This is a genomic window from Streptomyces sp. NBC_01478 (genome assembly GCF_036227225.1).
GTDB lineage: Bacteria > Actinomycetota > Actinomycetes > Streptomycetales > Streptomycetaceae > Streptomyces.
In genome coordinates, this window is sequence record NZ_CP109444.1 from 9284822 (window position 1) to 9310167 (window position 25346).

The window sequence follows — 25346 nt, forward strand, 5'->3', positions numbered from 1 at the left end:
ACGAGCAGGATATACGGGGCAAACGACCTCGGCGTGTGATCGGGTCCGGGATTCGGTGAGAGTTGCGGACGGTTCCTGTCCGCAACCACCGTTAGCGTGCGGAGCATGACGACCAGGATGACCAGGACGGCCCGGATGACTCGGACGACCAAGGCGAAGAACGCGGCCGGCCCCGGCGCTCCCGTACTCGACACCCGCGCCCTCAACCGGGCCACCCTCGACCGGCAGCTCCTCCTGCGCCGCTCATCCCTCTCCGCGCACGCCGCCGTCGAGCATCTCCTCGGCCTCCAGGCCCAGAACGTCAAGCCGCCGTACTACGCGCTCGCCGCCCGCCTCGACGGCTTCACGCCCGGGGAACTGTCCGGGCTGATGGCCGAGCGCGAGGTCGTCCGGATCGTCACCATGCGGTCCACCATCCACACCCACACCGCGGCCGACTGCCTCACGCTGCGCCCGTTGGTGCAGGCCGCCCGCGACCGTGAGCTCGGCAACTTCCGCAACGGGCTCGTCGGTGTCGACCTGGACCGGCTCGCCGGCATCGCCCGCGAACTCGTCGAAGCCGAGCCGCGCACGATGAAGGAGTTGCGCGAGGCCCTGCTCGTCGAGTGGCCCGACGCCGACCCGCAGGCCCTCGCGATCGCCGCCCGCTGCAGGCTCCCGCTCGTCCAGGTCACCCCGCGCGGGCTGTGGGGGCAAAGCGGCCGGGTCGCGCTCACCACCGCCGAGCACTGGCTGGGCCGGCCCACCGAGCCCGCGCCCGCCCCGGACGCGACCGTCCTGCGTTATCTCGCCGCCTTCGGGCCCGCCTCCGTCAAGGACATGCAGACCTGGGCGGGCCTGACCCGGCTGCGCGAGGCCTTCGAACGCCTCCGGCCCCGACTCGTCACCTTCCACGACCCGAACGGCGTCGAACTCTTCGACCTCCCGGACGCGCCCCGCCCCGCCGCCGACACCCCGGCCCCGCCGCGCTTCCTGCCCGAGTTCGACAACCTGCTGCTCTCCCACGCCGACCGCACCCGGGTCGTACCGCCCGAGTACTGGGGCCGCGCCTGGCAGGGCAACGTCGCCCACCGCACGTTCCTCGTCGACGGGTTCCTCGCCGGGGTCTGGAAACTCGACGACGGCGCCGGCCACCTCGTCGTCGAGCCCTTCGGCAAGCTGACCAGGGCCCAGCGGGACGAGGTGAGCGCCGAGGGCGCGCGGATGCTCGACACCCTGCACCAGGGGACGTCGTACGACATCCGGTTCGGGACGGTCGTACAGCCGTAGAACCGCAGTGGTGTGGAAGGCGTCAGTCCGTGCGGCCCGTCACCGCGACTGTCACGCCCAGGCCGATCATCGTGAAGCCGCCCGCGCCGCCGATCAGGGACAGACGGCGGTCGGAGCCGGCGAACCAGGTGCGGGCCGCCGAGGCGGTCAGGCCCCACAGGGTGTCCGTGACCAGGCCGATGGAGATGGGGATCAGGCCGAGCAGGAGCATCTGGAGCGGGACGCGGCCCGCCGCGTGGTCGACGAACTGGGGGAGTACGGCGGCGAAGAACACCACGCCCTTGGGGTTGGTGACACCGACGAGCGCGCCGTCCAGGACCGTACGGAGGTCGCCGCGGGGTTCCGTCGCGGGGGCCGTCCGCATCGCGGAGGCCTTCAGGTCCTTGCGGTGGCGGAACGCCTGGACGCCCAGGTAGATCAGATAGGCGGCGCCCGCCAGTTTCACCGTCAGGTAGATCGTGACCGAGCGTTCCACCAGCGCGCCGATGCCGAACGCCACCGCCGTCACGAGGAGATACGAGCCGAAGACATTGCCGATCGCCGTCGCCACCGCCGTACGGCGGCCGTGGGCGAGCGCGCGGCCGATGACGAACAGGACGCTGGGTCCCGGGATCACGATCACCAGCAACGACATCGCGGCGAAGGCGAGAAAGCGGTCCGTGGACAGCATGGCCATCAACTCCCATCCGGCGCTCATTGAAACAGGCGTCGGGGAGTCCGCTCTAGGGCCGGGGCCCCGGGCACATGGATAGGGTGCGTTGCGGGCTGCTCGTGGAAGCCCGCAACGCACCCTGGTTTTTCCCTGAGGAGTGCTCAGGAGATCTTCCGGGTTACGAGTTGACCTGTGTGGTCACCAGGCTGGAGAACGTGGTCAGCCGGGAGTACACACCCGGGTAACCCGCCTCGGCACAGCCCTCGCCCCAAGAAGTGATCCCTGCCAGGACGCCCCCGATGAGCAGGGGACCGCCGCTGTCGCCCTGGCAGGTGTCTACGCCGCCGGATGTGTATCCGGCGCAAACCATGTCGGACGCGATGAAGTCCGAACCGTAGGAGCTCTTGCAGCTCGAGTCGGACACGATCGGGACGGTCGCGGTCCGGAGCTGGTTGGAGGAGCTGCCGTTCTCCGAGGTGGTGCCCCAGCCGAGGATGCGGGCGGTGGTGCCGGCCGCGTACACGCTGGTCTGGGAGGAGGAGACGTACGACGCCGTGGTGTACGGCATCGAGGTCGACAGGGTCAGCACGGCCACGTCGTCGCCGTTGGTGGCGTCCGTGTAGCTGGGGTTGATCCAGATCTTGCTGACCTTGCTGACGGTGCCGTTCGTACCGTTGAGGTACGTGCGGCCGCCGACCACGCGGACGCTGCTGGTGGTCTCGCCGACCATACAGTGGGCGGCGGTGACCACCTTGGTCGCGGAGACGAGCGTGCCGCCGCAGAACTGGTTCTGCGAGGCGTCCGTGATCTGCATGACGAACGGGTACGCCGTCGCCGTGGTCGTGGAACCGCCGACGATGGGCTGGGGGGCTGCCACAGCGGTGGGGGCGCTGAGCAGTGCGGTCGCCGCGGCAGCGGCTGCGGCTGCGACGACTGCGGTGGTTCTCTTGGCGCGGTTGAGCCCGAACATGAGTCTCCTCATTGGCTTGCCGGTGGGGGATCGCGCGGGTGTGGGGGTGTGCAACGGGGGTCGCGGGACCGACCCCCGTATGCCCGGGCGAGCGGCACACCCATAAGCTAGAACCCGGGACACCCTGCTCCCAATGAGGGAACCCCCTAGGGGAGTTGGGCAGGGAAAACCCTCGGTCGCCGCACAGTTAACCCGTAGGGTCCTCAGTTCGGACGGCGCCCCGCCGCCAGTCGGACGATATCCACCCGGGAGCGGATCCCCAGCTTGCGGTAGACCCGGGTCAGGGTCGCCTCGACCGTCTTGACGCTGATGAACAGCCGGGCGGCGATCTCCCGGTTGGTGGCGCCCTCCATGACGAGCGCGGCGACCTGACGCTCCATCGAGGCCAGCCCGTCGAGCCCCTCCAGGGCGGGGGTGGGCGTGGGCACGGGCGTCGGCTCCGGCGTCCTGGTGACGGCCGCCTCGTCCACCTGCCGCAGCCAGGGCAGCGCCCGGCAGCGCCGGAACAGCCGGGTCGCCTCGTCGTACGACGTCGGTCCGGGCTGTCCGGTGCGCAGCGACGCCAGCGCGAACGCGGCGCGGGCCTCCTCCAGGCCGTAGCCGAGTTTGGCGAGCCGGTCCTGAACGGACGTCAGTTGCGCCACGGCCGCGTCGTGTTCGCCGCGTGCCGCGCGCACCAGGGCCTCGGCGCGGTCGAGTACGGCGAGGACGCTCTCGCGGCCGAGGCGCAGCGCGCGCTCGCGGGTCACGTCGATGACGTCCTGGGCCTCGGCGATCTCGCCGATGCGGACGAGGGCCTCGGCGAGGTCGCCGTGCCAGCGGCCGCGCGCCGGGTCGGTCACCTTGAGGGCCTGCTCCAGTTCGCGGACCCGGCGCAGCGAGCGGACGGTCCCGTGCGCGTCCCCGGCGACCAACTGGGCGTATCCCAGGGCCCCGAGAGCACGGGAGAGATACATCTGGTCGCCGTCCTCCTCGGCGTGCTCGACCGCCTCCCGGGCCAGCGCGAGGGCCTCCTCGACGTCACCGCCGGAGGCCTCGGCGAGCGCGGTGAGCATCGCGGACGCGGTCTGGCCGATGCCGGAGTCGCGGGCCAGCCTGAGGCCCTCCCGGGCCAGGTCGAGGGCGCGGCCGCAGTGCCCGGAGCGCAGTTCGGTCTCGGCGAAGCCGCGCAGGAAGTGCACCTCGCTCTCCACCGACCCGCGCCGCCGCACCTCGCGCAGCAGCGCGGTGATGGTGGCGCGTGCCTCCGGCAGTTGATCGCTCATCACCAGCCAGCGGAACCGGGCCGAGCCGGCGCCGTTGTGATGGCACGCCACCCTCGGGTCCTGGGGCTCCTTCAGCGCGCGCTTGATGGTGTGCGGGGCGTCCGGATGCCCCATCAGGGTCTCGGTCTGCGCCTGGAAAGAGAGCGCGAGGAGTTCGGTGCGCCGGTCGCCGGCGCGCGCGGCCAACTCCGCCGAGCGCGCGGTCTCCGCCCGGGCCTCCGCGAAGTCGCCCTCCACGAGCAGGGCGCGCCAGGCCAGTTGGTAGCGGACCAGGGCGAGCAGCCGGGGGTCGTCGCCCGCGTCGGCGAGGGCCTGCGGGAAGACGGCGTCGACGTCCGCCATCGAGTGGCCCGCCGTGTCGATCACGATGATCCAGGCCCGCACCCGCTCGGCGGGCACCGAGGTCCGGGTCAGCACCTCGCGCGCGATGTCCCGGGCGAGGTCCAGCTCGCCCGCGGTGATCGCGTCCTCGGAGGCCTGCAACCGCCGCTCGTCCGGGCCCGGCACGCTGTCACCGGGGGTGTGCCGGGCGGCGAGCAGTCCGAGCGAGGCGGCGACCGAGGGCGCCCCGCGGTCGCGGGCCAGGGTGGCGGCCTCGGCGAGCCGGGCGGCGACCTCCGGGTCGGTGCCTATGGTGGCCAGCGCCAGGTGCCGGGCGCGCTCGATGGGGTCGGGGGCCGCGGTCGACAGCGCGGCGTGCGCGGCCCGTCGCTCCTGCGCGGGGGCCTCCGCGTACAGCGCGGCGGAGATCAGCGGATGCGCGAACCGTACGGCGGGGCCCTCGGGTTCCGTTGCCAGCAGGCCGAGTTCGGCGGCCTGGGCGGTCTCGGCCTCGGCGTTCTCCCGGCCGGCCGTCTGGAGCAGGGCCACGGTCGGGCGGGCGCCCGCGCTCGCGACCAGCAGGGTGCGGCGGGCCTCGGCGGGCAGCATGTCGAGCCGGCTCAGCACCAACGCGCGTAGCGAGGTGGGCACGGGGAGCGGCTCGCCGGGTCTCGGCGGGGTCGGGTTCTCGGCGAGGGCGCGGCCCAACTCCAGTGCGAACAGCGGGTTTCCGCCGCTGGTGCGGTGGATCTCGCGGACCGTGGAGCGGGGCAGCCCGGTGTAGCCGCGGTGGTCGAGCAGCGCGGAGACCTGGGCCCGGGAGAGCGGGCTGAGCCGGAACGCGAGGGTGTCCGGCGGCGAGGCGCTCAGATAGCGGTCGTACTCCTGGCCCTCGGTGCGCACCGCGAAGACCATCTGCACCTGGGTGTCCCCGAGGCGGCGGGCGGCGAAGCCGAGGAGTTCCGCGCTGGCCGGGTCCAGCCACTGCAGATCATCGGCTACGACGAAGACGGGGCCGTCGGCGGCGAGGGCGCGCAGCGCGGACAGGACGGCGAGGCGCAGGGCGAGTCCGTCGCGCTGGAGGGAGGACTCACCGCGTCCGGTGAGCGCGGATTCCAGTGCCGTGCGCTGGGCGACGGGCAGCCGCTCGGACACCTCGTCCAGGACCAGACCAAGGAGGTCGGCGAGGGCCAGGAAGGGGAGATGGGATTCGGACTCCGTGGCCGAGCAGCGCAAGACGGTCCGTGCCGTGTCGCCGTATTCCGCGGCCAAGGCCCGCAGGACGGTCGACTTTCCTATTCCGGCGGGGCCGTGGAGCAGCACACTGCCACCCTCGGCGAGCTGGTCACGGGCGGCGTTGAACATCTCCTCCCGGCCGATGACCAGGTCGGGGCGCGTTCTGGCAGGCTCCTTGAAGTCCCGTCGCACGGTCACCGCTCCCCTCGTGTGTCGTGTCCGGGCCAATATTAGGCAATCAGTCCTTGAAATTCGGATGGACGGGGTCGTGAGGGAAATAACAACTGTGCGGCATCAGGAAATTCAAAGCTCCGATGAATGAATAGACGGTCGTCGCGAAGGCTGGTCCAGAGGATCCCACCCGGGCCCGTCCGGTGCCAGGGGGCAGTGTCCGGGCCTGTCCGGAACCGGCGGGCAGCGCCCGGGCCCGGCCGGTACCGCGAGGCCTCACGGCAGCACCCCCGCCCGCCGCGCCGCCACCACGGCCTCCCCGCGGGTGTGCGCGCCCAGCCTCCGCATCGCCGAGCGCAGATACCCCTTCACCGTCTCCGGCCGCAGCCCGAGCCGCTCCGCCGCCACCGCGTTCGTCGCCCCCGCCGCCACACACGCCAGTACGTCCAGCTCCCGGGGCGCCAGCTCCACCTCCCCGGTCGCCGCCTCGGTGGTCAACAGGCCGCAGGCGTCCAGGAGTTCGGCCCGCAGCGCCGGGTCCGGGATACGCGGGGCCAGCGCCCGCAGCGCCGCGTGCGCCTCCCGCACCTGCTCCCACACCGCGCTCGCCGCCGGGTCGGGGGCCGGCGCGGGGCGCGCCGCGCTCAGCAGCTCCCGCACCTCCTCCCGGACCACCAGCGCCTGCTCCACGTCCCGCGCGGCCGCCATCGCCGCGCTCAGCATCCGGTCGCCCAAGGGCTGGGCGGTGCGCAGCGCGCCGTAGAGGACACCTCGCACCCGGCGTCGTACGACGACCGGGACCGCGAGGATCGCGCGCAGGCCCTCGGCGGCCACCGGGGCGTCGTACTCGTGGCTGATCTGGCGGGAGGCGGAGTAGTCCAGGACGGCGCACGGGCGGGCGAGGGCGACCGCCTTGCCGCCGAGGCCGTTGCCCGAGGACACCGCGAGGGCGCGCAGGGACGGGGTCAACGTGCCGCTCAGTTCGCTGATGCGCATCTGCTGCCGGCCGCTTTCGACCAGGCCGCCGAAGGCGACCGGCAGCCCGGTGCCGCGCCGGAGTCGTACCAGCGCCGCCTGAATCTCCACCATCCCCGCCGCGTCCGTCGCCACCCGCTTGCCCCTTCATTGCGGCCGCTCTGCTGCACACACCCCCGTACGGGGGTAGTGAGACCCACATCACGGATTACACGATGTCAGAGAGCCGCCCGGCAATGGTCCGGTTACTAGGAGGACAGATGACGACGGCGAGTGAGTCGTTCCGCAGCGCCCGGGATTTCCTGTTGGCGCATCGCGAGGACTATGACACGGCCTACGAGGGTTTCTCCTGGCCCCGGCCCGAGCACTTCAACTGGGCGCTCGACTGGTTCGACGTCATCGCGGCCGGCAACGACCGCACGGCCCTGCGGATCGTGGAGGAGGACGGCTCCGAGGCCGCCTTCTCCTTCGCCGAGCTGTCCGAGCGCTCGAACCGGGTCGCCAACTGGCTGCGCGCCCAGGGCGTCCGCGCCGAGGACCGGATCCTCGTCATGCTCGGCAACCAGACCGAGCTGTGGGAGACGGCCCTGGCCGCGATGAAGCTGCGCGCCGTCGTCATCCCCGCCACCCCGCTGCTCGGCGCCGCCGACCTGCGCGACCGCGTCGAACGCGGCCGGGTCCGGCAGGTGATCGTGCGCGCCGCGGACGCCGCGAAGTTCGACGAGGTGCCCGGGACCTACACGCGGATCACGGTCGGCGGCGCGGTCGAGGGGTGGCGGACGTACGAGGACGCGTACGCCGCCCCGGCCGCGTTCGCGCCGGACGAGGCGACCCTGGCCGACGACCCGCTGATGCTCTACTTCACCTCGGGCACCACCGCCCACCCCAAGCTGGTCGAGCACACCCACACGTCGTACCCGATCGGGCACTTGGCGACGATGTACTGGATCGGCCTCCGGCCCGGAGACGTGCATCTCAACATCTCCTCGCCCGGCTGGGCCAAGCACGCCTGGTCCAACCTCTTCGCCCCGTGGAACGCCGAGGCGACCGTCTTCATCCACAACTACACCCGCTTCGACGCGCCCCGGCTGCTGGCCGAGATGGACCGGGCGGGCGTCACCACCTTCTGCGCCCCGCCGACCGTGTGGCGGATGCTCATCCAGGCCGACCTGACCCAACTGCGCACCCCGCCCCGCGAGGCCCTGGCCGCGGGGGAGCCGCTCAACCCCGAGGTGATCGAGCAGGTCCGGCGGGCCTGGGGCGTCACGATCCGGGACGGTTTCGGGCAGACGGAGACGGCCGTGCAGGTGTCCAACAGTCCCGGCCAGCCGTTGAAGACGGGTTCGATGGGGCGGCCGAGCCCGGGTTACCGGGTCGAGCTGCTCGATCCGGTGTCGGGCGCGCCGGGCGTGGCCGAGGGGGAGATCGCGCTCGACCTGTCCAACCGTCCGGTGGGCCTGATGACCGGCTACCACGGAGACCCGGACCGTACGGCGGAGGCGATGGCGGGCGGCTACTACCGCACCGGCGACATCGGCGCCCGGGACGCGGACGGCTACATCACCTACGTCGGCCGGTCCGACGACGTCTTCAAGGCCTCCGACTACAAGATCTCCCCGTTCGAGCTGGAGAGCGCCCTGCTGGAGCACGAGGCGGTGGCCGAGGCCGCCGTGGTGCCCGCGCCGGACGAGCTGCGGCTCGCCGTACCGAAGGCGTACGTCGTGCTCGCGGCGGGCTGGGAGCCGGGACCCGACACCGCGAAGGTGCTGTTCGAGCACTCGCGCGACGTCCTCGCCCCCTACAAGCGCATCCGCCGCCTTGAGTTCGCGGACCTGCCCAAGACCGTCTCCGGCAAGATCCGCCGGATCGAACTGCGGGAGGCGACGGCCGCGGGGTCGGCCGCCGAGTACCGCGAGGAGGACTTCCGATGAACTCGCCGACGAACTCGCCGTTGAACTCGTACAGCCATGGAACCAGCGGGACTTCACTCCTCGGCGACACCATCGGCGCCGACCTCGACCGGGCGGTGGCCGCGTGGCCCGACCGCGAGGCACTGGTCGACGTGCCGTCCGGGCGGCGCTGGACGTACGCTCAATTCGCCGCCGACATCGACCAGTTGGCCCAGGCGCTGCTCGCGAGCGGTGTCGCGAAGGGCGACCGGGTGGGCATCTGGGCGATCAACTGCCCGGAGTGGGTGCTGGTTCAGTACGCCACCGCCCGGATCGGCGCGGTCATGGTGAACATCAACCCGGCGTACCGCACCCACGAGGTGGAGTTCGTCCTCAAGCAGGCGGGGATCTCGGTCCTGTTCGCCTCGGTGGCCCACAAGACGAGCGACTACCGGGCGATGGTCGACCAAGTGCGGGGAAAGTGCCCTGAGTTGCGCGAGGTCGTGTACATCGGCGACCCGAGCTGGGACGCGCTGCTGAGCCGCGGCACGGGGGACGAGCCGTACGCGGAACTGTCCTGCGACGACGCCATCAACATCCAGTACACGTCCGGCACGACGGGTTTCCCCAAGGGCGCCACCCTCTCCCACCACAACATCCTCAACAACGGCTATTTCGTGGGCGAGTTGATCGCCTACACCGAGCAGGACCGGGTCTGTATCCCGGTGCCCTTTTACCACTGCTTCGGCATGGTGATGGGCAACCTGGCGGCCACCTCGCACGGCGCGTGCATCGTGATCCCGGCCGCGTCCTTCGACCCGGCGGCGACCCTGAAGGCGGTCCAGCAGGAGCGCTGCACGTCCCTCTACGGCGTACCGACCATGTTCATCGCGGAGTTGAACCTCCCCGACTTCGCGACCTACGACCTCTCCTCGCTCCGCACCGGCATCATGGCGGGCTCGCCCTGCCCGGTCGAGGTGATGAAACGGGTGGTCGCCGAGATGCACATGGCGGAGGTGTCCATCTGCTACGGCATGACGGAGACGTCCCCGGTCTCGCTGCAGACGCGGATGGACGACGACCTGGAACACCGCACCGGCACGGTCGGCCGGGTCCTTCCACACCTGGAGGTCAAGGTCGTCGACCCGGCGACCGGCATCACCCAACCCCGGGGCACGGCAGGGGAGTTGTGCACCCGCGGCTACAGCGTGATGCTCGGCTACTGGAACGAGCCCGGCAAGACCGCCGAGGCGATCGACGCGGGCCGCTGGATGTACACGGGTGACCTCGCGATGATGCGCGAGGACGGCTACGTCGAGATCGTCGGCCGCATCAAGGACATGATCATCCGAGGCGGCGAGAACATCTACCCGCGCGAGATCGAGGAGTTCCTCTACACCCACCCGAAGATCGCGGACGTCCAGGTCGTCGGCATCCCGAACGAGCGCTACGGCGAGGAGGTCCTGGCCTGCGTCATCCCACGCGACCCGGCGGACCCGCTGACCCTGGAGGAACTGCGCGGCTTCTGCGAGGGCAGGTTGGCGCACTACAAGATCCCGAGCCTGCTCCAGGTCATGGACGCCTTTCCGATGACGGTGTCGGGGAAGGTGCGGAAGGTCGAGCTGCGGGAGCGGGCTGTTCGGGGTGCTGAGGGGTGAGGCGGTGAGGTGAGGGTGCGGAGCCCACGGGGTGATCGGCGGTAGGGCGCCGGCTCGCGGTACGGCTGGCGGGCCCGTGCGCTTCCGGTGAATCCTGGTGCCGCCCTCGGGCTGGTGCGGGTGGATTCGACGAGGCGGTCAACGCTGCACGAGGCGCTCGGCTGCGGGCGGATCGGTCGCCAGGCGTCAGGCCAAGAGCCGTCAGAACGGCCCGAGTCGGGCCCGTGCCCCGCGTGCCTCGACGGTCTGCGGCGCGTCTCATGGGACGGCCTGCGCGGCGGGTCATTCTTGGCCCGGCTGAGCGGGTGCCGCATGCCGTAGCCGGCGCAGAGTCGCCTCGAAGCCATGAGCGCCCTCAAATTCGGTTGCCGCCACACACGGGCCCCGCTCCAATGCCTCCATGACCGTTCACGGGCCTGCCGACCATGTCGAGCTGAACCGGCGCTACTGGGATGACCACGCGGCGGCCTCGCACGGTCCGCTCGCGCGGGGCCATTGGGCGGCGGCGCAGCCACGTTGGGGACTGTGGGCGACGCCGGAGTCGCAAGCCTCGGTGTTTCCCGAGGACATCGCCGGGTCGCGCGCGATCGAGCTGGGTTGTGGCACCGCGTACGTCTCGGCCTGGCTCGCGCGAGCAGGCGCCCACCCTGTCGGGATCGATCTGTCGCGTGAACAGCTCGCCACCGCACGGGAGATGCAGACGGAGTTCGGCCTCGACTTCCCCCTCGTGCTGGGCAACGCCGAGCAAGTCCCCTACGACGACGACACGTTCGACTTCGCGATCAGCGACTACGGCGCCTCGCTGTGGTGCGATCCCTACCGGTGGATCCCCGAGGCCGCGCGCCTGCTCGCTCCCGGCGGTCAACTGACGTTCACCCGCCGGTCACCCCTGTTCGCGCTCTGCACGCCGCCGGACGGAACCGCCGCCACCACGCTGCTCCGTCCACAGTTCGGCCTGCGTCGGCTGGACGGGGGCGGGGCAGTGGAGTTCACCCTCCCGCACGGCGACATGATCCGCCTGCTGCGATCCCACGGTTTCGTCATCGAGGACCTGATCGAAGTCCAGGCGCCCGAGTCCGCGCACCGGAACTACCCCGAGGTCTCCGCCGACTGGGCACACCGGTGGCCCAGCGAGGAAATCTGGAAAGCCCGCCTGGTCGGCTGACCGAAGGGGAAGCCATCGGCCTCGGCCTCGATGCCGGCGTCATGCACAGGCATCACGATCCACGGCCGGAGCACTAACTCCCCGCCGCGTCGAGTTGGTCCGCCAGGTCGTTCACCGGCTGGGGTGTGCCCGTGAGGTCGAGGACGAACAGGGGGATGCCGAGGGCGTCCGCGCGGGCGCGGGCGTCGTCGGTGTATCCGGCGAGGGAGAAGTAGACGCACTCGGTGGTCTCCGTCATGGCCGTCAGCCACAGGCACTCCACGTCGCGCAGTGAGGCCGGCCGCACGGTCGGGTCCACCTGCGCCAGGATGCCGCGGGCGGCAAGGCCGATGCCGGACGGCGGCCGCTGGTCGGCGCGGCGGATGTCCCGGTAGCCGAGCCAGCGCAGATACAGCGCGGCGGCGGTGACCGCGTCGCGCGCGGTACGGATCGTGACGGGCTGGAACGCGGGCCGGCCCTCGACGTCGGCGCGGACCTTGGTGGTCCTCGGGGCCGGTTCCGCCGTCGGCTCCGCCCCCGCGACCGGAATCCGCAGCAGCGTCCCGCACGGGCAGCCCAGCTCCGGGTACGGCCACTCGTCCAGCCGGCCGCAGGCCGCGCAGCGCACGGCGATCCAGTCCTCGTCCCACACCCGGTGGGTCACGACCGTCGCCACCCCGCGCGGGTCCAGCGGCGGGGCGACAGGGGCCCCGCACACACAGGGATACGACGGTGCCGCGTAGACGTGCTCACGTCGGCAACTGGGACAGCGCACCGACACGCTCTCGGACATGAGCCCCATAGTCCTCCTGAAAACCCCTGCTTGTCCGTCCCTTGACGGCCTTGGTCACCCCACTTACATTGAATTCCAGATAGTAGAAGTTAGATTCCACAATGCGGAAGTAGTCGAAATCCATCGGGGAGTTTTCACCGCGGGGCGCGCCGGTGATGCGAATCCGACAGCCGAAGCAGGAGTACTCCATGGCTCGTATGACCGCTGCCCGCGCGGCAGTCGAGATCCTCAAGCGCGAGGGCGTCAGCGACGCGTTCGGCGTCCCGGGTGCGGCGATCAACCCCTTCTACGCCGCGCTCAAGGCCTCCGGCGGTATCCACCACACCCTCGCCCGCCATGTCGAGGGCGCCTCGCACATGGCCGAGGGCTACACCCGTACCCGCCCGGGCAACATCGGTGTCTGCATCGGCACTTCGGGCCCGGCCGGCACCGACATGATCACCGGCCTGTACTCGGCGACCGGCGACTCGATCCCGATCCTCTGCATCACGGGCCAGGCCCCGACCGCCGTGCTCCACAAAGAGGACTTCCAGGCCGTCGACATCGCCTCGATCGCGGGCCCGGTGACCAAGATGGCGGTCACCGTCCTGGAGGCGGCCCAGGTCCCCGGCGTCTTCCAGCAGGCCTTCCACCTGATGCGCTCGGGCCGCCCCGGCCCGGTCCTCGTCGACCTGCCGATCGACGTGCAGCTCACGGAGATCGAGTTCGACCCGGAGACGTACGAGCCGCTGCCGGTCTACAAGCCGGCCGCGACCCGCGCCCAGATCGAGAAGGCGATCGGACTCCTCAACGCCTCCGAGCGCCCGCTGATCGTCGCGGGCGGCGGTGTCATCAACGCCGACGCGGCCGAACTCCTCGTCGAGTTCGCCGAGTTGACGGGTACCCCGGTGGTCCCGACCCTGATGGGCTGGGGTGTCCTCCCCGACGACCACGAACTGAACGCCGGCATGGTCGGCCTCCAGACCTCGCACCGCTACGGCAACGCGACCTTCCTGGAGTCCGACTTCGTCCTCGGCATCGGCAACCGCTGGGCCAACCGGCACACCGGCAAACTGGACGTCTACACGGCCGGACGGAAGTTCGTCCACGTCGACATCGAGCCCACCCAGATCGGCAGGATCTTCGCCCCCGACTACGGCATCGCGTCCGACGCGAAGGCGGCGCTGGAGCTTTTCGTCGAGGTGGCACGGGAGTTGAAGGCCGCGGGCACCCTCCCCGACCGTTCCGTCTGGGCGGCCTCGGCACAGGAGAAGAGGTCAACTCTCCAGCGGCGTACGCACTTCGACGACATCCCGATCAAACCGCAGCGCGTCTACGAGGAGATGAACAAGGCTTTCGGCCCGGGGACCCGGTACGTCTCCACCATCGGCCTCTCGCAGATCGCCGGCGCTCAGATGCTGCACGTCTACCGCCCACGCCACTGGATCAACTGCGGCCAGGCGGGTCCCCTCGGCTGGACCATCCCGGCCGCGCTGGGCGTCGCCAAGGCCGACCCCGAGGCGTCCGTGGTCGCCCTCTCCGGCGACTACGACTTCCAGTTCATGATCGAGGAACTGGCGGTCGGGGCACAGCACCGGATCCCGTACGTCCATGTCCTCGTGAACAACGCCTACTTGGGCCTCATCCGCCAGGCCCAGCTCGGCCTCGACATCAACTTCCAGGTCAACCTGGAATTCGAGAACATCAACTCGCCCGAGCTGGGCGTCTACGGCGTCGACCACATCAAGGTCGTCGAGGGCCTCGGCTGCAAGGCCATCCGCGTCACCGACCCCACCGAACTCGGCACGGCCTTCGACCAGGCCAGGAAACTCGCCGCGGAGTTCCGCGTCCCGGTCGTCGTCGAAGCGATCCTCGAACGAGTCACCAACATCGCGATGAGCAGGACGAACGACATCAGCGAGGTGGTGGAGTTCGAGGACGTGGCGACCGAGCCCGGCCACGCACCGACGTCGATCAGGCGCCTGAAGGTCTGAGACAAGATCTGGGACAAGTAGGGGCGGGCCCATCCGAAAGGATGGGCCCGCCCCTACTTCTTGGCAGGCGCGAAGCGCCGACCAAAGGGGCGCGGGGAACTGCGCGACCAGCCACAGACAACCCGCACCCCGCAACCGACAGAACCCGGCAGGACCTACCCGGCCCCACCCGGTTCACTGATCGTGGTGTTCCGACAACCCCGGCCAGTCCTCCGGCCCACCACCCTCCCACTCGATGAGATCACTCTCCTCGACCTCGACCCGATCCAGATCGACCAGCCGCAGGATCTCGACCACATCGTCGAGGTGGGAGGCGATCCCCAGGGTCTCCGAGCCACTGGTGACCCGGCGGGAGCCGTCCAGCGCCGGAGGGTGGACCACGATGCGCGGATGTTCCGGTGGATGTGCCATGTCTTCAGGCTGCTGCGCGCACGGCGGATCCGCACCCCGGAACACCGAAGAGCACCGGATACGGAACCGTCCGTGTCCGGTGCTGTTCGGTGTCATCGGGTGGGTGTTTCGGCCGGGACCGCGGCGGCGGCGACGGAACCGGATGCCTCTCCTCTCAGGTCGAGAAGAAGGACCCGGAACCTTCACCACCGCACTGGCTCGCACACCGCCGCGGTCCTGGCCCCGCCCGCGCGGTGCCGCCGACCACCCCTCATCCGGGTCGTCCGGCACACACGGGCTGTTGGTGGTTCCGGGCGGCGCCAACGCCTGGGCGCGACAGGACAGTTGTCAGCGCCGGCGCCGCCCGGAAGTCTCAGAGCCGGGCGCCGGAGAGGCGCTCGACGGCTCGCAGCAGTGCCGAGTGGTCGAGCCCGCCGTCGCCCTGCGCACGCAGGCTCGCGACCAGTTGGGCCACCACGGCGCCGACGGGCAGGGCGGCGCCGACATTGCGGGCCGCGTCCGTGACGATGCCCATGTCCTTGTGGTGCAGGTCGATCCGGAAGCCCGGCTTGAAGTCGCGGTCGAGGAAGTTGTCCTTCTTCCGCGTCAGCACCGTGGAGCCCGCGAGCCCGCCGTTGAGGACGTCGAGGGCCGCCGCCAGGTCCACGCCGGACTTCTCCAGGAAGACCACGGCCTCGGCGCACGCCTGGATGTTCACGGCGACGATCAACTGGTTCGCGGCCTTCACGGTCTGACCCGCACCGTGCGGACCGCACAGCACGATCGTCCTGCCGAGCGCGTCGAAGACCGGCTCGGCCTCCTCGAAGTCGGACTGTCCGCCGCCGACCATGATGGAGAGCACGGCCTCGATCGCGCCGGCCTCACCGCCGGAGACGGGCGCGTCCAGGACCCGAATTCCCTTGCCCGCGGCGGCCTTTGCCAGGTCGACCGAGGTCTGCGGGGTGATCGACGACATGTCGATCAGGAGGGCACCGGAGCGCGCGTTCTCCAGGATGCCGTCCGGGCCGTAGGCGATGGCCTCGACCTGGGGGGACGCGGGGACCATCGTGATCACCACGTCGGCGTCCCGCACGGCCTCGGCGATGGAACCGGCCGCGGTGCCGCCGGCGGCGGTCAGACGGTCCAACTTGTCCTGTTCCAGAGTGAATCCGGTGACGTCGTAACCCGCCTTGATCAGGTTCTCGGACATGGGCGAGCCCATGATGCCGAGGCCTATCCACGCGATCTTGGGGAGCTTGCTCATGGGGTGCCTCTCTACTGCGACTGCTGTGCGATGTCGGGGAGTTCAGCGCGCTGCGCGCGGGAGCCAGCCGAAGGCCTCGGCGCTCGGGCGGTCGCCGGGCTTGTACTCCAGGCCCACCCAGTTGTCGTAGCCGGCCTTACGCAGTCGGCCGAGGAGGTCCTCCAGCGGCAGCGACCCCGTGCCCGGTGCGCCGCGGCCGGGGTTGTCCGCGATCTGCACATGGCCGGTCTTCGCCGCGAACCGCTCGATCACGGACGGGAGTTCCTCGCCGTTCATGGACAGGTGGTAGAGGTCCATGAGGAAGCGCGCGTTGCCGAGGCCGGTCGCGTCGTTGACCTTGTCGACGACTGCTACGGCGGCGGGGGCGCTGACGAGCGGGTACAGCGGTGATTCGGGCTTGTTGAGGGCCTCGATCAGCAGGACCGCGCCGATCCGGTCGGCGGCGCGGGCCGCGAGGACCAGGTTCTCCAGCGCGAGCGCGTCCTGCTCGGCCGGGTCCACGCCGGCGACGCGGTTGCCGTAGAGCGCGTTGAGGGCCGTGGCGCCGAGCGAGTGGGCGAAGCCGGCGGCCACGTCGATGTTCGCGCGGAACTTCTCCGACTCCTCGCCGGGGAGCGACAGCGCGCCGCGGTCCGGTCCCGGTAGCTGTCCGGCGTAGAAGTTCAGGCCGGTGAGCTGGACGCCCGCGTCCTCCAACGCCCGCTTGAGCGCGTCGAGTTCGGACTGCGCGGGGGTGGGGGAGTCGACCCAGGGCCACCACAGCTCGACCGCGCCGAAGCCGGCCGCGGCGGCGGCCGCGGGGCGCTCCAGGAGCGGGAGTTCGGTGAAGAGGATCGACAGGTTGACGTTGAAGCGCTGGTCTTCGAATCCCATGGGGGCCGCGCTCCCTTCCGTGCGGAGGGCCAGTGGTGTAATTCCGTATAGTGGAAGTTTGTTTCTGCTTACTGGAAGATTGCCGTCGTGTGTCGGGGCTTGTCAAGAGGGCTCGGCGGAAATCGGCACCGTGCGTCAGGCGGTGCGCGTGCCCTGGGGGCGGGGAGGCTGCGCCGGGACGTCGTTCGTATCGTTGGACCGCAGGCCGACCACCCGGAAAGAGGACCTGGTATGGCGAGTGGGACGGACGAAGTGCGTCGGGCATGGGGCCGCGTGACGCGATGGCTGGAGCGGAACGCTCCGAAGAACGCTGCGGCATTGCAGCCCCCCGCGACGCCGAAGCGGATCGGCGAGGCGGAGAGCAGGCTGGGCCTGTCGCTCCCCGAAGAGCTGCGGGCATGGCTTCTCGTCAACAACGGCGTGGAAATGAAGGAGACCGGGCACGGGTGGCTCTCTCCGGCCCCCGGCAGCAGTTTCGTACCGTACGGATGGCATCTGCTGTCCACTGCCGAGCTGGTCAAGGTGTATGAGCGGCGGCTGGATTTCCAGAAGACGGGTGACGTGCCTGATGACGAGGACGACGAAGTCCTGGTGTGGCGTCGCGAGTGGTTCCCGTTCGTCGCCGACTGTGACGAGCTGAACGGAAAGTTTATCGACGTCAGGACGGGGGCGGTGGGGAAATGGAGCGACGGGGACATGAACCGCTTCGGGACGCACGGCTCCCTGACCGAGTTCTTCGATGAACTCGGTGATCTCCTGAGCGCGGACGCCCACGTGGTGGACGGCCGTATCGAGTGGCGCTGATCGGGGCCGAGCGGGAGCCGATTCGAGAATGTGACCTTGCTCATGCGGCTGAACTCGCATCGGCGGGGCGACCGGCCGTGGGGAGCACGGTGGCGTGCGGGCGGCTTGGCCGCGTGCACGGCGCGGGGGTGCCCTGGTCGGCTAGGGTCGGCCCTGTGGCGGACGAAGCGACTCCGTCCCGGTGGAATTGATCGGCCTGGGGCAGGTCAGAGGCGCTTTCTGGGGGCACGGTGCGATTGCGAGTGGAGTTCACGACAGAGCCCTTCGATCTCGACGAGGCCCCCGCGCATGCGCTGGTCGCCCGGGAGGTCATCGAAGTGGCGGAGCTGGACGCCGTGGACGTGGGGCCGTTCGGCAACACGGTCGAGGGGGGTGCCGACGCGGTGCTCACCGCCGTGGACGCGCTGCTGCGCAGGACCCTGGAGGCCGGCGCCACCCGGGTCTCGCTCCAGCTCAACGTGATCGGCGAGGGCGACCGGTGACCGGTATCGGGGACGAGCCGTTCATCACGGCCGTGAAGCCGCTGGTCGACGCCATGGGCGGCGAGATGGTCCCGCCCGACGAGGCCGGACCCGACGATGTCGTGCTCGCCTGGGAGGGCGCCGACGTGGTCGCCGTACGCCTGCCGCAGCTCGCGGATTCGCTGGACCACATCCTGGCCGCCCTGGAACGCAAGAAGGGCAAGCCCCTCGCGGACCTGGACCGCAAGGCCAAGCAGGAGGTCGTACGGATGCTGGAGGCGCGCGGCGCCTTCTCCGTGCGGCACGGCGTGGAGACCGTGGCGAGCGCCCTCGGGGTCAGCCGGTTCACCGTGTACAACTACCTGAACCGCGAGAAGGACGCCTGAGCGGGGCTTCCGGGAGTCCGGGTGGGGTTCCCGGGTGCCGGTGAGGCTCGCGGGCGGTACGGGCGAGGTGTCGGGGCGGCTTTGTTACCCGGAATTTTCAACAAACTGTTGACGTGGTGTTGTCGAGCGCGTTAGCTACTGCCAGCCCGTTCAGCACAAGGCCGCGGAGGCTCCCGTGACGTCGACTTCCACGCCGCCGGGACTCGCCCGGTTCAACACTCTGGAGGAGCCCGCGGCGTTCGCCGCCCTCCTCGAGGTGTGTGCCTCCACGGCGTGGGCGCGGCGGCTGCTCGCCGCCCGTCCGTACGCCGGACCCGAGGACCTGTACACCGCGAGCGACTCCGCGATGGCGGAGCTCACCGCCGACGACCTGGCCGAGGCGATGGCCGGTCACCCGCCGATCGGCCGCCCCAAGCCGGGCGACCCGACCTCCGCCCGCGAACAGCGAGGCATGGCGGGCGCCTCCGAGGACCTCAGGGCGGAGATGCTCGACCTCAACCTGGCGTACCAGGAGAGGTTCGGCCATGTCTTCCTGATCTGCGCCACCGGCCGCACCGGCGAGCAGATGCGCGACGCGGTCAAGGAACGCATCGGCAACGCGCCGGAGCGGGAACGCGAGATCGTCCGCACCGAGCTGGGCAAGATCAACCGCATCCGGTTGACCAAGCTCGTAGCGGAAGAAGCAGAGGAAGAAAAGGCATGAGCAGCACCAGCACCGCCTCGGTGTCCACGCACATCCTGGACACCAGCATCGGCCGCCCCGCCGTCGGTGTCGCCGTCCAACTCGCCGCCCGTAGCGGCCCGTTGGCCGACTGGCAGCCGCTCGGCGGCTCCGCGACCGACGCGGACGGGCGGTGCAAGGACCTTCCGGCGCTGCCGGCGGGCACCACACACGTACGGCTCGACTTCGCGGTGGAGCCGTACTTCTCGCAGCAGGACACCCAGCAAGCCGATACGCAGCAGGACGCCCCCGCGAATCGGGACGGCGGTACGACCGGCGTGTTCTTCCCGGAGGTGGCGATCACCTTCGCCGTACGGCCCGGCGAGCACTTCCATGTACCGCTGCTGCTCAACCCGTTCGGCTACTCCGTATACCGAGGGAGCTAGCAGACATGCCCACGATTCTTGGACAGAACCAGTACGGCAAGGCCGAGAACCGAGTCGTCAGGATCACGCGGGACGGCGCCACCCACCACATCAAGGACCTCAACGTGTCCGTGTCGCTGAGCGGCGACATGGACGAGGTCCACTACTCCGGCTCGAACGCCAACGTGCTGCCGACCGACACCACCAAGAACACGGTGTACGCGTTCGCCAAGGAGCACGGCATCGAGTCCGCCGAGCAGTTCGGCATCCACCTCGCCCGGCACTTCGTGACCAGCCAGGAGCCGATCAGGACCGCGCGGATCCGCATAGAGGAGTACGCCTGGGAGCGTACGACGGGGGGCCACTCCTTCGTCCGCAAGGGACAGGAGACCCGGCTCACCCAGATCACGTACGACGGCCGGAAGTGGGAAGTCGTCTCCGGGCTCAAGGACTTGACGGTGCTCAACTCGACGGACTCCGAGTTCTGGGGCTACGTCAAGGACAAGTACACGACGCTGCCCGAGGCGTACGACCGCATCCTGGCGACCGAGGTGTCCGGGCGCTGGCGCTTCAACTGGTCCGACGACGCACAGGAGATGCCGAACTGGGAGGAGTCCTACGAGCAGACGAAGCAGCACCTGTTCCGGGCCTTCGCCGAGACGTACTCCCTCTCGCTCCAGCAGACCCTGTACCAGATGGGTTCGCGGATCATCGACAACCGCGGCGAGATAGACGAGGTCCGCTTCTCGCTCCCCAACAAGCACCATTTCCTCGTGGACCTGGCGCCGTTCGGGCTGAAGAACGACAACGAGGTCTACTTCGCCGCCGACCGCCCCTACGGCCTGATCGAGGCCACCGTCCTGCGGGACGGCAGCGAGGCGCTCATCCCGGCCGACCTCACCAACCTCTGACGCGAACTCGGTACGGAAGCAAGGAAGTTGGGACCAACGATGGAAACGATGATTCAGCGCGTCGTCATCGAGAACTGCGCGATCGCGACGGTGGACGCCGCCGACACCGAGTACGCCACCGGGTATGTCGTCATCGCCGGCAACCGCATCGAGTCGCTCGGCGCGGGCAAGGCGCCCGAGGGGCTCGCCGATGTGGTCCGGCGCATCGACGCGACCGGCCACCTGGTGACCCCCGGTCTGGTCAACACCCACCACCACTTCTACCAGTGGATCACCCGGGGCCTGGCCACCGACCACAACCTCTTCGACTGGCTCGTCGCGCTGTACCCGACCTGGGCGCGCATCGACGAGCCGATGGTCCGCGCCGCCGCGCAGGGCTCCCTCGCGATGCTGGCCCGCGGCGGTGTGACCACCGCGCTGGACCACCACTACGTCTTCCCGCAGGGCTCCGGCGACCTCTCCGGCGCCATCATCGGCGCCGCCCGCGAGATGGGCGTCCGCTTCACCCTGGCCCGCGGCTCCATGGACCGCAGCGAGAAGGACGGCGGACTGCCCCCGGACTTCGCCGTCGAGACCCTGGAGGGTGCCCTCGCCGCGACCGAGGCGACGGTACGGGAGCACCACGACGCCTCCTTCGACGCGATGACCCAGGTGGCCGTGGCCCCCTGCTCGCCGTTCTCCGTCTCCACCGAACTCATGCGTGAGGGCGCCGAGTTGGGCCGCCGACTCGGCGTACGGCTGCACACGCACGGCTCGGAGACGGTCGAGGAGGAGCAGTTCTGCAAGGAACTGTTCGGCATGGGCCCGACCGACTACTTCGAGTCCACCGGCTGGCTCGGCGAGGACGTGTGGATGGCGCACTGCGTCCACATGAACGACTCCGACATCGCCGCCTTCGCCCGCACGAAGACCGGTGTCGCCCACTGCCCCTCCTCCAACGCCCGCCTCGCGGCCGGTATCGCCCGCGTCCCCGACATGCTCGCCGCCGGCGTCCCGGTCGGCCTCGGCGTCGACGGCACCGCCTCCAACGAGTCCGGCGAACTCCACACCGAACTGCGCAACGCCCTCCTCATCAACCGCCTCGGCGCCCACCGCGAAGCGGCCCTCAACGCCCGCCAGGCCCTGCGCCTCGGAACGTACGGCGGCGCCCAAGTCCTGGGCCGCGCAAGCGAGATCGGCTCCCTGGAGCCGGGCAAGCTGGCCGACCTGGTGCTGTGGAACCTGGACACCCTCGCGCACGCCTCGATCGCCGACCCGGTGACCGCGCTGGTCTTCGGCGCGGCGGCCCCGGTCACCGCCTCGTTCGTGAACGGCCGTCAGATCGTCGAGAACAACCGCCTGTTGCACGTCGATGAGGACGCCATCGCCCGCTCCACGCGGGAAGAGGCCCGGCGGCTGGCGCGGATCGCCGCGCAGGGCTGACGAGTTGGCCGGTCGACCGGCTGCTCTTCAAGATCTCCGGTTGAGGGGGACGGCCCTCATCCGGTGGCCGTGGCCGGGGCGTGCGCGGATGTGCGCGCCCCGGAACGGCCTTGTCCGTGCCCGTCAGTCGATCGCGTAACCGTCCCCGTACACCTTCCACTTGAGCGGTGTGTCCAGGTCGAGGTTGCCCGCCTTCAGGAACACCCGCTGGGCCGTCTCGACCCGGGTCACGTCGCTGTGCGCCTCCTCCTGCTTCATCGCCCAGACACGGGCGTCGAGGAAGGCGTTGACATACGTCGTCTCGTTGCCGCCGTCCGTGGGTGTGGCCGCGTGTGTGCGTGCCCGGGCGCGGATGCCGCCGAAGCAGAGGGGGTCCGTGCCCGGGCCGTGCATGACCATCGCGTCGTAGTAGACGAACTGCCCGAGTGTGCCCACCCCGTCCTTCTTGGCACGCGCCACGGCCGGATCGAAGTACCCGCGGTCCCGTTCGTCGCGCTGCGCCTTGCGGAACGCCGACGTCAGCGCGGCCTTCCGCCACGCCGCCGGGAAGCCCGGGGCCAGCCCCTCGTGCGAGGCGGTGCCGTCCACGGCGCGCAGCGCGGGCAGACAGCCGGCCAGCACATTGCCCGGAACCCGGTTCGTGTACAGCTCGACGAGGGCCAGCATGTCGCCCGTACCGGAGCAGAAACCGATGATCCCGCCGGTGTAGCCGCGCCCGTCGCCGATGTCCTCGATGTACGGGTACTGCGCCTCCCAGTCCAGGGAGGAGTTCTCCGCGCTCGACACCAGCCGCATCGCGAGGTCTTTCTTCGCCGGGGCGTCGAGCCCCGTCGCACCTGCCGTCGCGGCATCGGCGGACGGCCACCGGCTCGCGATCGCCGCCGTACCGAGGGCTGCGAGCAGGGTGCGGCGGGTGGCTGTTCTTCGGAAGATCGGCACGCGGTTTCTCCAAGGCGGGCGCGGTACACGGCAACTGCGAAAGGCAGCCGAGACTCGCGCGTCAACTTGGGAGATGCGTGGGGTGGTGTTGGCAGGTCACTGTGAATTCCCGGGCCACGCCATGAGGTTGGCGAACAGCTCGGCCTGCTCGATGGCGTCGTCGAGGGCGTGGTGCGTGTGCCGTCGGCGGGAGAGCAGGTCGCGCGGCATGCTGCCTTTCGCCACGGCGCGCAGGGGCAGTCCGGCCTTCGTGGCGTACAGCGTCTTCATGTCGAGACAGCCGGAGTGCCCGAACGGGCTCGCGCCGGTGAAGCGGATCAGATACCAGTACAGGAACATCCAGTCGTACGACGCCGGGTAGCCGCACATCACCGGCTGCGCGCCCACGGCGACTTCACGCACCCAGTCGCCGAACTCGGCGAGAGCGGCGGCGGGTTCGGCTCCCTCGGTCCGCAGCCGGTCACGGTCGAGCCCGCTCACCGCCAGCGCCTCCGGCACGAACTCCTCGCTGATCGGCCGCAGTTCACGGTAGAAGGTCAGCTTCTCCGGGTCCGCCGCGGTGAACCCCTCGGCGTCCTGCGTCCCGGCGACGGCCGCGCCGAGGCTCAGCATGGAGTACGGCCCCGGGATCGGGCCGTCGGCTTCGATGTCGAGGGAGATGTACAGGCTGGGTCTGACGCGGCGGGCGGACATGGCCCGCAGTTTGACAGCCACGGCCGCTGCCCTGCATCCGGATTCAGCCGCCCCGGACTGCCTGACAGGGGCTGACCGCGGGAAGCCGGCCGGTCAGGAACGAGCGGGGTGGGACACCCATCAGGGTGCGGAAGTCGGTCGTCATGTGCGACTGGTCGAAGTAGCCGGCGGCGGCGGCCAGTTCGGACCAGCCGGCGCTGCCCGCCCGGGCGGCGAGGGTGCGGATCCGGTCGATACGGGCGTAGTGCTTCGGGGAGACACCGACACCGTCGGTGAACAGGTTCCGCAACTGGCGTTCACTGACGGCCAGTTCCCGGGCAACGTCCCGTACCTGTGCGGGCGCCCGGTCCATCCGCACGGACAACGCCTCGACGGCCGCCCGCAGCAGTGCTGTCCGGGCCGGATCCGCCGGACTGGCCAGCAGCCCCGGCAGCACCTCGGCGATGCGTGGCAGCGCCTCCCGCGGGTCCAGCCACCGCACCTCACGGGCGAACCGGCGGGCCGCGCCGCCCGGCAGGTCGTCCAGCGGCACCACCCGGCCGACCAGTCCGGCGGCCGCGACACCCAGCAGGGGCCGGGCCGTACCCGGTGCGAGGCGCAGCTCCACACACTCGATGTGGGCCTTCCCCTCGTGGTAGGCCGCCCGCACCCGTGGTCCGACGGCGAGGACGTCACGCCGCCCGTCCCCCGTCACCCGCAGGACCACCTTGACCACCGCGTCCGGAAGCTGGACGAACGTCCCCTCGGGCGGCTCGCTGAAGGACATGGTCCGCACCTCGGCGATCCACGGGCGCAACGCCGCGGGTGTGGTCGGGAGTGGCTCGGCGATGGTCATCGGCACCTTTCCACCGTAAGGGACCGGGGCCGCCGTCACAGCGGGCCGGCCGTGCCGGAATTTCCAAGAGCCGAGCGCCCCGGCGGGCCCACCGTGGACCACATGATTCTGGTGACGGGTGCCACGGGCACCATCGGAAGTGACGTCGTACGACAACTGGCCGAGCACGGCGCGAAGGTGCGCGCGCTGACCCGTGAACCGGCGAAGGCGCGGCTGCCCGCCGGGGTGGAGGTGGTGCGCGGGGACTACGGCGAACCGGCGTCCCTGGACGCCGCGTTGGCCGGTGCGACGGCCGCGTTCCTGCTCCGTCCGCCCGGCCCGGACGAGGGACAGGACGCGGCACTGGTCGCCGCGGCGCAGGCCGCGGGTGTGGGCCGGCTGGTGAAGCTCTCCGCCATCGGGACCGGCGATTCCGCTTCCGGGCCCTCCGGGCAGTGGCACGTGGACGGCGAGCGGGCCGTGCGGGACAGCGGGCTCGACTGGACGGTGCTGCGGCCGTCGTCGTTCGCCTCCAACACGCTGACCTGGCTCCCGGCCCTCCGGGCGGGCGAGCCGGTGCCCAACATGACCGGGGACGGCGCGTCGGGCGTGATCGACCCGCGGGACATCGCCGAGGTGGCGGTGCGGGCGCTGCTCGACGCCGGGCACGAGGGGCGGACGTACATCCTCACCGGCCCCGAGGCGATCACCGTTCCCGGCCAGGCCGCCGTGCTCGCCGAGGTTCTCGGCCGCCCGGTCCCGGTCCGGAACCTGTCCCCGGACGGGACCCGCGCCTTCCTCCGTACGGCCTGGGGCATGGACGAGATCGGGGCGGCCGGTGCGGTGACCGGCCTGGCGTTCGTCCGGGCCGGCGGCAACGAGGTCGTCACCGATGACGTACGCGAGGTCCTGGGCCGCCCGGCGCGGACCTACCGGGAGTGGGCCCAGGACCACAGGGCGGCGTTCGAGGAGGGGTGATCCGAGCGG

General features: G+C 70.6%; 24 protein-coding genes. 13 read left to right on the forward strand and 11 right to left on the reverse strand.

The window, feature by feature from the left end:
- Positions 1-135 precede the first annotated feature (135 nt).
- Positions 136-1269 carry a winged helix DNA-binding domain-containing protein gene (locus OG223_RS41575; RefSeq protein ID WP_329265743.1) on the forward strand — a complete coding sequence of 378 codons (1134 nt, stop codon included), beginning with the start codon at positions 136-138 and terminating at the stop codon, positions 1267-1269.
- A 22-nt stretch (positions 1270-1291) separates the two neighbouring features.
- Here the strand turns inward: OG223_RS41575 and OG223_RS41580 are convergent, their stop codons facing one another.
- From OG223_RS41580 to OG223_RS41595, 4 genes are all read right to left on the reverse strand, one after another.
- Positions 1292-1939: a LysE family translocator gene (locus tag OG223_RS41580; protein WP_329265744.1), complete on the reverse strand. Its 648-nt coding sequence runs from the start codon at positions 1937-1939 to the stop codon at positions 1292-1294.
- Positions 1940-2099: 160 nt separating this feature from the next.
- Entirely contained in the window at positions 2100-2891 is a 792-nt protein-coding gene (locus tag OG223_RS41585) for a S1 family peptidase (RefSeq protein ID WP_329260579.1), read from the reverse strand.
- Between the two features lie 203 nt (positions 2892-3094).
- Complete coding sequence (locus OG223_RS41590; RefSeq protein WP_329260582.1) at positions 3095-5911, reverse strand: helix-turn-helix transcriptional regulator; 2817 nt, start codon at positions 5909-5911, stop codon at positions 3095-3097.
- Positions 5912-6160: 249 nt separating this feature from the next.
- A complete protein-coding gene (locus OG223_RS41595) occupies positions 6161-6994 on the reverse strand; it encodes a response regulator transcription factor (RefSeq protein ID WP_329260585.1) in 834 nt (277 codons plus the stop codon).
- 125 nt (positions 6995-7119) lie between these two features.
- Here OG223_RS41595 and OG223_RS41600 point away from each other — a divergent pair, with 125 nt between their 5' ends.
- From OG223_RS41600 to OG223_RS41610, 3 genes are all read left to right on the forward strand, one after another.
- A complete protein-coding gene (locus OG223_RS41600) occupies positions 7120-8790 on the forward strand; it encodes an AMP-binding protein (RefSeq protein WP_329260588.1) in 1671 nt (556 codons plus the stop codon).
- The gene (locus tag OG223_RS41605) at positions 8787-10406 is read left to right on the forward strand and encodes an AMP-binding protein (RefSeq protein WP_329260591.1); all 1620 of its coding nucleotides are present in this window, start codon (positions 8787-8789) and stop codon (positions 10404-10406) included. Before OG223_RS41600 ends, OG223_RS41605 begins: the two co-directional genes overlap by 4 nt.
- Positions 10407-10806: 400 nt before the next feature.
- Positions 10807-11571 (forward strand): class I SAM-dependent methyltransferase, encoded by a 765-nt coding sequence (locus tag OG223_RS41610; RefSeq protein WP_329260594.1) that lies wholly within the window; start codon positions 10807-10809, stop codon positions 11569-11571.
- 73 nt (positions 11572-11644) lie between these two features.
- Here OG223_RS41610 and OG223_RS41615 read toward each other — a convergent pair whose 3' ends face one another.
- Positions 11645-12352 carry a hypothetical protein gene (locus tag OG223_RS41615; protein ID WP_329260597.1) on the reverse strand — a complete coding sequence of 236 codons (708 nt, stop codon included), beginning with the start codon at positions 12350-12352 and terminating at the stop codon, positions 11645-11647.
- Between the two features lie 179 nt (positions 12353-12531).
- Between OG223_RS41615 and gcl the strand changes: the two genes are divergently transcribed.
- Entirely contained in the window at positions 12532-14316 is a 1785-nt protein-coding gene (gene gcl, locus OG223_RS41620) for a glyoxylate carboligase (protein ID WP_329260600.1), read from the forward strand.
- Positions 14317-14490: 174 nt separating this feature from the next.
- Here the strand turns inward: gcl and OG223_RS41625 are convergent, their stop codons facing one another.
- The 3 genes from OG223_RS41625 to OG223_RS41635 form a co-directional block, all read right to left on the reverse strand.
- On the reverse strand, positions 14491-14727 hold the full coding sequence (locus OG223_RS41625; RefSeq protein ID WP_329260603.1) for a hypothetical protein: 237 nt from the start codon (positions 14725-14727) through the stop codon (positions 14491-14493).
- Between the two features lie 352 nt (positions 14728-15079).
- Complete coding sequence (locus OG223_RS41630; protein WP_329260605.1) at positions 15080-15970, reverse strand: 2-hydroxy-3-oxopropionate reductase; 891 nt, start codon at positions 15968-15970, stop codon at positions 15080-15082.
- A 42-nt stretch (positions 15971-16012) separates the two neighbouring features.
- Positions 16013-16843 (reverse strand): TIM barrel protein, encoded by an 831-nt coding sequence (locus tag OG223_RS41635; protein WP_329260608.1) that lies wholly within the window; start codon positions 16841-16843, stop codon positions 16013-16015.
- A gap of 273 nt (positions 16844-17116) precedes the next feature.
- Between OG223_RS41635 and OG223_RS41640 the strand changes: the two genes are divergently transcribed.
- The 7 genes from OG223_RS41640 to OG223_RS41670 all read left to right on the forward strand — a co-directional run bounded on the left by OG223_RS41640 (position 17117) and on the right by OG223_RS41670 (position 21913).
- The gene (locus OG223_RS41640) at positions 17117-17647 is read left to right on the forward strand and encodes an SMI1/KNR4 family protein (RefSeq protein WP_329260610.1); all 531 of its coding nucleotides are present in this window, start codon (positions 17117-17119) and stop codon (positions 17645-17647) included.
- A gap of 230 nt (positions 17648-17877) precedes the next feature.
- Positions 17878-18129, forward strand: coding sequence for a thiamine-binding protein (locus tag OG223_RS41645; protein ID WP_200685850.1), 252 nt, complete (start codon positions 17878-17880; stop codon positions 18127-18129).
- A complete protein-coding gene (locus OG223_RS41650) occupies positions 18126-18494 on the forward strand; it encodes a helix-turn-helix domain-containing protein (RefSeq protein WP_329260614.1) in 369 nt (122 codons plus the stop codon). Before OG223_RS41645 ends, OG223_RS41650 begins: the two co-directional genes overlap by 4 nt.
- Positions 18495-18669: 175 nt before the next feature.
- Positions 18670-19197, forward strand: coding sequence for a 2-oxo-4-hydroxy-4-carboxy-5-ureidoimidazoline decarboxylase (uraD, locus tag OG223_RS41655; protein WP_329260617.1), 528 nt, complete (start codon positions 18670-18672; stop codon positions 19195-19197).
- On the forward strand, positions 19194-19601 hold the full coding sequence (gene uraH / locus OG223_RS41660) for a hydroxyisourate hydrolase (protein ID WP_329260620.1): 408 nt from the start codon (positions 19194-19196) through the stop codon (positions 19599-19601). Before uraD ends, uraH begins: the two co-directional genes overlap by 4 nt.
- 5 nt (positions 19602-19606) lie before the next feature.
- Positions 19607-20491 carry a factor-independent urate hydroxylase gene (pucL, locus tag OG223_RS41665; RefSeq protein ID WP_329260623.1) on the forward strand — a complete coding sequence of 295 codons (885 nt, stop codon included), beginning with the start codon at positions 19607-19609 and terminating at the stop codon, positions 20489-20491.
- 48 nt (positions 20492-20539) lie between these two features.
- The gene (locus OG223_RS41670) at positions 20540-21913 is read left to right on the forward strand and encodes an 8-oxoguanine deaminase (RefSeq protein WP_329265745.1); all 1374 of its coding nucleotides are present in this window, start codon (positions 20540-20542) and stop codon (positions 21911-21913) included.
- A 123-nt stretch (positions 21914-22036) separates the two neighbouring features.
- Here the strand turns inward: OG223_RS41670 and OG223_RS41675 are convergent, their stop codons facing one another.
- From OG223_RS41675 to OG223_RS41685, 3 genes are all read right to left on the reverse strand, one after another.
- Positions 22037-22852 (reverse strand): chitosanase, encoded by an 816-nt coding sequence (locus OG223_RS41675; RefSeq protein WP_329260626.1) that lies wholly within the window; start codon positions 22850-22852, stop codon positions 22037-22039.
- Positions 22853-22948: 96 nt separating this feature from the next.
- Positions 22949-23545 (reverse strand): 3'-5' exonuclease, encoded by a 597-nt coding sequence (locus OG223_RS41680; protein ID WP_329260628.1) that lies wholly within the window; start codon positions 23543-23545, stop codon positions 22949-22951.
- A gap of 43 nt (positions 23546-23588) precedes the next feature.
- Positions 23589-24380 carry a helix-turn-helix domain-containing protein gene (locus OG223_RS41685; protein WP_329265747.1) on the reverse strand — a complete coding sequence of 264 codons (792 nt, stop codon included), beginning with the start codon at positions 24378-24380 and terminating at the stop codon, positions 23589-23591.
- Between the two features lie 102 nt (positions 24381-24482).
- Here OG223_RS41685 and OG223_RS41690 point away from each other — a divergent pair, with 102 nt between their 5' ends.
- Positions 24483-25337 carry an NAD(P)H-binding protein gene (locus tag OG223_RS41690; RefSeq protein WP_443073793.1) on the forward strand — a complete coding sequence of 285 codons (855 nt, stop codon included), beginning with the start codon at positions 24483-24485 and terminating at the stop codon, positions 25335-25337.
- Positions 25338-25346 lie beyond the last annotated feature (9 nt).

What these genes read in the sequence shown, in the direction of transcription:
- uraH (WP_329260620.1), top strand. Translation starts at nt 19,194, where the DNA reads ATGAGCAGCACCAGCACCGCCTCGGTGTCCACGCACATCCTGGACACC.
- OG223_RS41635 (WP_329260608.1), bottom strand. Translation starts at nt 16,843, where the DNA reads ATGGGATTCGAAGACCAGCGCTTCAACGTCAACCTGTCGATCCTCTTC.
- OG223_RS41685 (WP_329265747.1), bottom strand. Translation starts at nt 24,380, where the DNA reads ATGACCATCGCCGAGCCACTCCCGACCACACCCGCGGCGTTGCGCCCG.
- OG223_RS41585 (WP_329260579.1), bottom strand. Translation starts at nt 2,891, where the DNA reads ATGTTCGGGCTCAACCGCGCCAAGAGAACCACCGCAGTCGTCGCAGCC.
- OG223_RS41600 (WP_329260588.1), top strand. Translation starts at nt 7,120, where the DNA reads ATGACGACGGCGAGTGAGTCGTTCCGCAGCGCCCGGGATTTCCTGTTG.
- OG223_RS41580 (WP_329265744.1), bottom strand. Translation starts at nt 1,939, where the DNA reads ATGCTGTCCACGGACCGCTTTCTCGCCTTCGCCGCGATGTCGTTGCTG.
- OG223_RS41630 (WP_329260605.1), bottom strand. Translation starts at nt 15,970, where the DNA reads ATGAGCAAGCTCCCCAAGATCGCGTGGATAGGCCTCGGCATCATGGGC.
- OG223_RS41615 (WP_329260597.1), bottom strand. Translation starts at nt 12,352, where the DNA reads ATGGGGCTCATGTCCGAGAGCGTGTCGGTGCGCTGTCCCAGTTGCCGA.
- OG223_RS41605 (WP_329260591.1), top strand. Translation starts at nt 8,787, where the DNA reads ATGAACTCGCCGACGAACTCGCCGTTGAACTCGTACAGCCATGGAACC.
- OG223_RS41680 (WP_329260628.1), bottom strand. Translation starts at nt 23,545, where the DNA reads ATGTCCGCCCGCCGCGTCAGACCCAGCCTGTACATCTCCCTCGACATC.
- OG223_RS41610 (WP_329260594.1), top strand. Translation starts at nt 10,807, where the DNA reads ATGACCGTTCACGGGCCTGCCGACCATGTCGAGCTGAACCGGCGCTAC.
- gcl (WP_329260600.1), top strand. Translation starts at nt 12,532, where the DNA reads ATGGCTCGTATGACCGCTGCCCGCGCGGCAGTCGAGATCCTCAAGCGC.
- OG223_RS41670 (WP_329265745.1), top strand. Translation starts at nt 20,540, where the DNA reads ATGATTCAGCGCGTCGTCATCGAGAACTGCGCGATCGCGACGGTGGAC.
- OG223_RS41575 (WP_329265743.1), top strand. Translation starts at nt 136, where the DNA reads ATGACTCGGACGACCAAGGCGAAGAACGCGGCCGGCCCCGGCGCTCCC.
- pucL (WP_329260623.1), top strand. Translation starts at nt 19,607, where the DNA reads ATGCCCACGATTCTTGGACAGAACCAGTACGGCAAGGCCGAGAACCGA.
- OG223_RS41625 (WP_329260603.1), bottom strand. Translation starts at nt 14,727, where the DNA reads ATGGCACATCCACCGGAACATCCGCGCATCGTGGTCCACCCTCCGGCG.
- OG223_RS41690 (WP_443073793.1), top strand. Translation starts at nt 24,483, where the DNA reads ATGATTCTGGTGACGGGTGCCACGGGCACCATCGGAAGTGACGTCGTA.